The 6,198-nt window shown below is 68.9% G+C and carries 6 protein-coding genes; 5 read left to right on the top strand and 1 reads right to left on the bottom strand.

The window, feature by feature from the left end:
* On the top strand, positions 1 to 1,662 hold a 1,662-nt coding region (locus VGD44_RS24720), incomplete at its 5' end, for a response regulator (RefSeq protein WP_331091128.1).
* A 1-nt stretch (position 1,663) separates the two neighbouring features.
* Entirely contained in the window at positions 1,664 to 3,748 is a 2,085-nt protein-coding gene (locus tag VGD44_RS24715) for a response regulator (RefSeq protein ID WP_331091125.1), read from the top strand.
* 2 nt (positions 3,749 to 3,750) lie between these two features.
* Here the strand turns inward: VGD44_RS24715 and VGD44_RS24710 are convergent, their stop codons facing one another.
* On the bottom strand, positions 3,751 to 4,041 hold the full coding sequence (locus tag VGD44_RS24710; protein ID WP_331091123.1) for a hypothetical protein: 291 nt from the start codon (positions 4,039 to 4,041) through the stop codon (positions 3,751 to 3,753).
* A 133-nt stretch (positions 4,042 to 4,174) separates the two neighbouring features.
* Between VGD44_RS24710 and VGD44_RS24705 the strand changes: the two genes are divergently transcribed.
* From VGD44_RS24705 to VGD44_RS24695, 3 genes are all read left to right on the top strand, one after another.
* On the top strand, positions 4,175 to 4,402 hold the full coding sequence (locus VGD44_RS24705) for a hypothetical protein (protein ID WP_331091121.1): 228 nt from the start codon (positions 4,175 to 4,177) through the stop codon (positions 4,400 to 4,402).
* A 104-nt stretch (positions 4,403 to 4,506) separates the two neighbouring features.
* Positions 4,507 to 4,890, top strand: a complete 384-nt coding sequence (locus tag VGD44_RS24700; RefSeq protein WP_331091119.1) for a helix-turn-helix transcriptional regulator — start codon at positions 4,507 to 4,509, stop codon at positions 4,888 to 4,890.
* A gap of 3 nt (positions 4,891 to 4,893) precedes the next feature.
* Positions 4,894 to 6,198: M20/M25/M40 family metallo-hydrolase (locus tag VGD44_RS24695; protein WP_331091117.1), on the top strand; the 1,305-nt coding region annotated here is incomplete at its 3' end.

The raw sequence follows: 6,198 nt of genomic DNA, 5'->3' as shown, positions 1-6,198 counted from the left end.
ACCGAGACGGGCTATGTGAAGCTGAAGGTCGCCCGGGCGCACGGCGGCTGGAACGCGACCAACGACCACCTGAACACCGCCGGCCAGGTGCTGGCGTTCTCGGTGGAGGACTCGGGCATCGGCATCCCCGAAGACAAGCAGCGGCTCATCTTCGAGTCGTTCCAGCAGGCCGACGGCTCGATCAGCCGCAAGTACGGCGGCACGGGCCTCGGCCTCTCGATCAGCCGCGAGATCACCCGCCTGCTCGGCGGCGAGCTGAAGGTGGAATCGAAGCCCGGCAAGGGTTCGACCTTCACCCTCTACCTGCCGCTGAACTTCAGCCCGCAGCAGCAGGCGCCGCTGCGCTCCAGCCTGTCGACCCCGATGCTGCCGCGGCCGATGCTGATGCCGTCGTCCTTCTCGGACGAGCCGGTCGAAGCCGTCGCCGACGACCGCGACACCATCACCTCCGAGGACTCGGTGGTGCTGATCGTGGAAGACGACCCGCGGTTCGCATCGATCCTCCTGAACCTGGTGCACGACAGCGGGTTCAAGGGGGTCGTGACGGGCGAGGGCGGGGCGGCCCCGTCGCTGGCCCGCCGCTTCGGCCCCGACGCCATCATGCTCGATATCGGGTTGCCCGACATGGACGGCCTGGCGTTGCTGGACCTCCTGAAGCGCACGCCGGAAACGCGGCACATCCCAGTCCATCTGATCTCGGCCGACGATCAGAAGGGCCTGGGCCTGTCGATGGGCGCCGTGGGCTTCACCCACAAGCCGGTCGAGCGCGAGGTCGTCGTCTCGACGCTCCAGGGCGTGAAGAGCTTCGCCGACAAGGCCGAGCGCCGGATCGTCCTGATCGGCCAGGATGGCGAGGCGGCCGACACATTGCGGCAGTGCTTCACCGACCTGGAGGTGGCGAGCGACTTTGCCAGCGTCATCGCCCGCCCGGCCGCCGAGCTGCCCGACGCGGTCGTGATCGAGGGCTCGGCCGTACCGGTCCCGCAGCTCATCGACCAGCTCAAGCAGGCCGAGGGCCGCTGCACGCCGGTGGTGGTCTACGCCCCCGAGCTCGAACCCGATGACGACAAGCGTCTGCGCCTCGCCGTCTTCGGCGGCCTGGTGCGCATGGCCCGCACGTCGGACCAACTGGTCGACCAGGCGGCGCTCTTGCTGCACACGCCGCTGGAAGCCATGTCGGCGCCCGCCAAGGCCAAGCTCGTCCAGAGCCGCCACGAGGACGCCGTGCTGGCCGGCCGCAGGGTGCTCGTCATCGACGACGACATCCGCAACATCTTCTCGCTCGCCTCGGCGCTCGAGGAGTACGGCATCGAGCTGGCCTATGCGGAGAGCGGCCGGGCGGGCCTGGATATCCTCGACGCCCGCTCCGACATGGATGTGGTCCTCGTGGACATCATGATGCCCGACATGGACGGGTACGAGACGATCCGCGAGATCCGCTCGCGGCCGCACGCCGGCGACCTGCCGATCGTGGCCGTGACGGCGAAGGCCATGAAGGGAGACCGCCAGAAGTGCATTCAGGCCGGCGCTTCCGACTACGTGTCCAAGCCGGTGGATATCGACCACCTCGTCTCGGTGCTGCGCGTCTCGATCCAGCGCGCTGACGCGATGAAGCTGGCCAGTGACACCGTGGTTTCCCTGATGCCCCAGCAAGCGAGCTGACGTGACCGCAAGCCATCACGCCAGAGCCGGAGCGACCGCCCCGTCCTGGCGGGCGGGGCCGCCCGCGCCTCCCGACCTGGACGCCCCGCTCAAGGCGCGGATCCTGATCGTGGACGACGACGAGCGGAACGCGTTCGCCGCGGTGCAGGCGCTGAGCGAACTGGGCCACGAGCTGGTGGTGGCCCGCTCGGGCGAGGAGGCGCTGAAGCGGCTCCTCGCCGAGGAGTTCGCCCTGATCCTCCTCGACCTGCACATGCCGGGGATGGACGGCTACGAGACGGCCGCGCTCGTGCGGTCGCGCAAGCGGACCGCGCACACGCCGATCGTGTTCCTGACCGCGATCTTCCGGGACGAGGCCCACATCTTCCAGGCCTACACGGTCGGCGCCGTGGACGTGGTCTTCAAGCCGATCGACCCGTTCATCCTGAAGGCCAAGGTCCAGGTCTTCACCGACCTCTACCTGAAGACCAAGGAAGTCGAGCGCCAGTCGGCCTACCAGCAATGGCTGCTGGACGAGCACGCGCGGGTGAAGGCCGAGAAGGCGCGCACCGAGAAGGCGCTCCGGGCCACCGAGGCGCGGCAGGACGTGATCCTGAAGGCCCTTCCGATCGTCTTCCACTCGCGCAGCATCGAGCCGCCTTTCGCGCCCGTGTTCGTGTCGGACTCGGTCGAGCAGATCACCGGTTTCCCGCCGCACCGGTTCACAGACGAGGCCGACTTCGGCTCCAGCCGGATCCATCCCGACGACCTGCCCCTCTACATCGATCGGGTGGCGGGCGCGGCGAAGACCGGGCACTACGCGGCCGAGTTCCGCTGGCTGTGCGCGGACGGCCAGTACCGGGTGCTGCAGGATCAGGGCGTCGTGGCCCCCAGCGTCGACGGCGAGGTCCGCGAGATCTACGGCGTCATCCTCGACGCCACAGACCGGCGCAGCCTGGAGGAGCAGCTCGCCCAGGCGCGGAAGATGGAGGCCGTGGGCCAGCTGACCGGCGGCGTGGCCCACGACTTCAACAACCTGCTGACCGTCGTCCTCGGCAACATCGACATGCTGGCCACCCGCAAGGAGGAGGATGACCGGCGCATGCGCCGCATCGAGGCCGTGCGGCAGGCCGCTGAGCGCGGTCGCGACCTGACCGGTCAGCTGCTGGCCTTCTCGCGCCGCCAGCACCTGACGCCGATCACCCTCGACGTGAACAAGCTGATCCGCGAGTTCGCGCCGCTGATGCGTCAGGCGGTGGGCGAGGCGGTGACGATCGAGCTGGAGCTGGGCGATGCGCCGCTCAAGACGCACGTCGACCCCACCCAGCTGGAGACCGCGCTGCTGAACCTGGCGGTCAACGCGCGAGACGCCATGCCCGAGGGCGGTCGCCTGACGATCGCCACCGGACGCGAGGCAGGACCCACGGAGCTCGGCTATGTGACGATCGAGGTGCGAGACTCCGGCGTTGGCATGGACGAGGACGTCCGCGCGCGGGTCTTCGAGCCGTTCTTCACGACCAAGGAAGTGGGTAAGGGCTCTGGCCTGGGGCTCTCCCAGGTCTATGGCTTCGTGAGCCAGTCCGACGGCGAGGTCCGCCTCGACACCAAACCCGGCGAAGGCACGGCCTTCCACCTCCTGCTGCCCGCGACCGACGAGCGGGCCGAGGCCCCGCGCCGCGACGCGCGTACGGCCAGCCTGGTCGGAGGCTCCGAGAAGATCCTGCTGGTCGAGGACGACGCCACGGTCCTGGCGCTGACGCTCGATGTGCTGACCGGTCTCGGCTACCAGGTGACTACGGCCACCAACGCCGCCGAGGCCTTGGAGGCGATCCGGTCGGACGTGGAGATCGACCTCCTGTTCACCGATGTCGTGATGCCCGGCGGCGTGAGCGGGCTCAGTCTGGCGCGGTCGGCGCGGGAGATCCGGCCCGGGCTGCGCGTGCTGCTCACCTCGGGTTTCGTCGGCGAGGACCGGGCGATCGAGGGCCGCGAGTTCCCGTTGCTCGACAAGCCCTATGAGGCGGCCGTGCTGGCGTCGACGCTGCGCAAGCTGCTGGATCGGCCCGAGCGGAAGACGCGGAAGCGCACCCCGGCCACCGCCGACTAGGGCTACTGGCTCAGCGCGTCCTCAGTCTCGCCCGCGAGCCGCTTCAGGGCGGCGGCGAGGCGGCGCGCATGGGCCCGTTCCATCTCGGCGTCGCGCGCGCCGGACGACAGCTGCTCAGCCATCTCCCTCAGTTCTCCGGCGACGCCGCCGGGCGCGAACACGCCCGCGAGCAGGCGCGCCTCGCGCAACAGGTCGGCGCGCAGCGCCGGCGCGCAGGCGTCCAGGAGCGCATCGTCGAAGTCGACGATCTCGCAGGCCTGCGACAGCTTCTCATTCTTGCTTGTCCGTCCCATTGAGGCGACTAACCCCGTTGTCCGAAAAGGGGTTCCCGCACCTGCGACGGATGATCGCTGTTCTCCTGAGCGCCCGCTCCGGTTGCTTGCAATCGCCTGGTCGATGGTCGAGGTTGCAAGAAAAGGGGGCCAGATGATTCAGGACTCGGAGCACGGCAAAAAGCTGGCCCAGAACCTGTTGGAACTGTTGGCGCCCTATGAGGAGGAGTTGATCCAACTCGAGCGCGATGTCCCGGTCTTTTCTTCACTACGTCGGGCGCTGGGCATCGCGATCGCCGAGGCTTGCTATGTCATCTCGGACATTCCGTCTCCACAGGACAACCTGGTTCCACCAGCGGATCCTGCAAGTCAGGCCCAGTAAAGCGTAATCCCCCGAGTAAGCGTAATCCCCCGAGTACCGCGTTCCCCCCAAGACTGCCGAGCTACCCATAACAACAACCTACCCCCCAGAGAACTAGAGCACCCATGGCCAACAAACCTGAAGCCGCTGCCGATCCCGTGGACGTTGCGGTAGGTGCGCGGATCCGGCTGTTGCGGAAAGTGCGGGGCCTCTCGCAACAGGCCCTGGCGGAAGCCGCGGGCGTCACCTTCCAGCAGATCCAGAAGTACGAACGAGGCGCCAACCGCGTCTCCGCATCCATGCTAACCCGCATCGCGAAAACCCTTGGCGTTCCTGTCGCCGAGATGTTCGGGGAGGCCTCGGCCTCCAGCGGCGCCGTCGACGAGGTGGCGGCGCTCCTGGCCGAACCCGGCGCGCTGGAACTCCTCAAGGCCTACGCCGGCCTTCCCCGTGGCGTCTCCCGTTCGGCTCTCGTAGAGTTCGTGAGAAGTCTCCGACAACCGGGCTGATCTATGCGTATGTGGGTTACCGGCGCGGCCTGTCTGGCCGCGCTTGCGCTTTCCGTTCCCGCCTCCGCGGCGCCCAAGGACGCCGCCGAGGCGAAGATGGTCGCCGCGGTCGAGGCCGACCACGACCGGAATGTGAAACTGCTCGAGGCGCTGGTGCGGGTGAACTCCGGCACCATGAACCTGGCCGGCGTCGAGCAGGTCGGCCGCATGCTGACGCCCGAGTTCGAGCAACTCGGCTTCACCGTCCGCTGGGTCCCGATGGCCAAGGTGGGTCGCGCCGGCCACCTGATCGCCACCCACAAAGGGAACGGCAAAGGCAAGCGCATCCTGCTGATCGGCCACCTGGACACTGTCTTCGAGCCGGACAGCCCGTTCCAGGGCTGGAAGCGCGAGGGCGACATCGTCGAGGGGCCTGGCGTCGGCGACATGAAGGGCGGCGACGTCGTCATGCTGGCGGCGCTCCGGGCCATGAAGGCGGCCGGAACACTCAAGAACGCCGACATCACGGTGGTGCTCACCGGCGACGAGGAGAAGCCCGGCGCGCCACTCGGCGAGGCCCGCGCCGACCTGATCGCGGCAGGCAAGGCCAGCGACCTGGCGCTCGACTTCGAGGGCCTGTCCCAGAGCGGCGGCGAGGACATCGGCTCGATCGCGCGCCGTTCGTCGACGTCGTGGACGATCCGGGCCAAGGCGAAGTCGGGCCACTCGTCAGGCGTCTGCAAGCCGGCGTCCGGCTGCGGCGCCATCTACGAGCTCGCCCGCATCATCGACGCGTTCCGTCAGGAGCTCCCTGAGCCGAACCTGACCTACAACGTGGGCCTGGTGGTGGGCGGCACGTCGGCCGGCCTGAACGCCGGCGACACCGGCGGCGAGGCGACCGGGAAGCCCAACGTCATCGCCGCCGAGGCCTTCGCCCGCGGCGACATCCGCACGCTGTCGCCCGAGCAGGAGGCGCGGGTGCGCGGCAAGATGCAGGCGATCGTCGGCCGCCACCTCGACAAGGCCGAGGCCGAGCTCGCCTTCTCGGACGACGGCTATCCGCCCATGGCCCCGACCGAGGGCAACAAGGCGCTGCTGGCGAAGCTGAACGAGGTCAACAAGTCCCTGGGCCTGCCGGAGATGCCGGCCGGCGATCCCGCCAACCGCGGCGCGGGCGACATCTCGTTCGTCGCCTTCATCGACGGCCTCGTGGGCCTGGGCATGGCCGGGGAGGGCAGCCACGCGCCCGGCGAGACGGCGGACCTGAAGAGCCTCGACCGCCAGGCCAAGCGCGCGGCGCTGCTGATCACGCGGCTCTCGAAGGAGCCG

Origin of the sequence: Phenylobacterium sp. (assembly GCF_036402295.1) — a bacterium.
Lineage (GTDB): Bacteria > Pseudomonadota > Alphaproteobacteria > Caulobacterales > Caulobacteraceae > Phenylobacterium.
The sequence above is the reverse complement of the archived record's forward strand: the minus strand, read 5'-3'. Positions and strand labels throughout refer to the sequence as shown.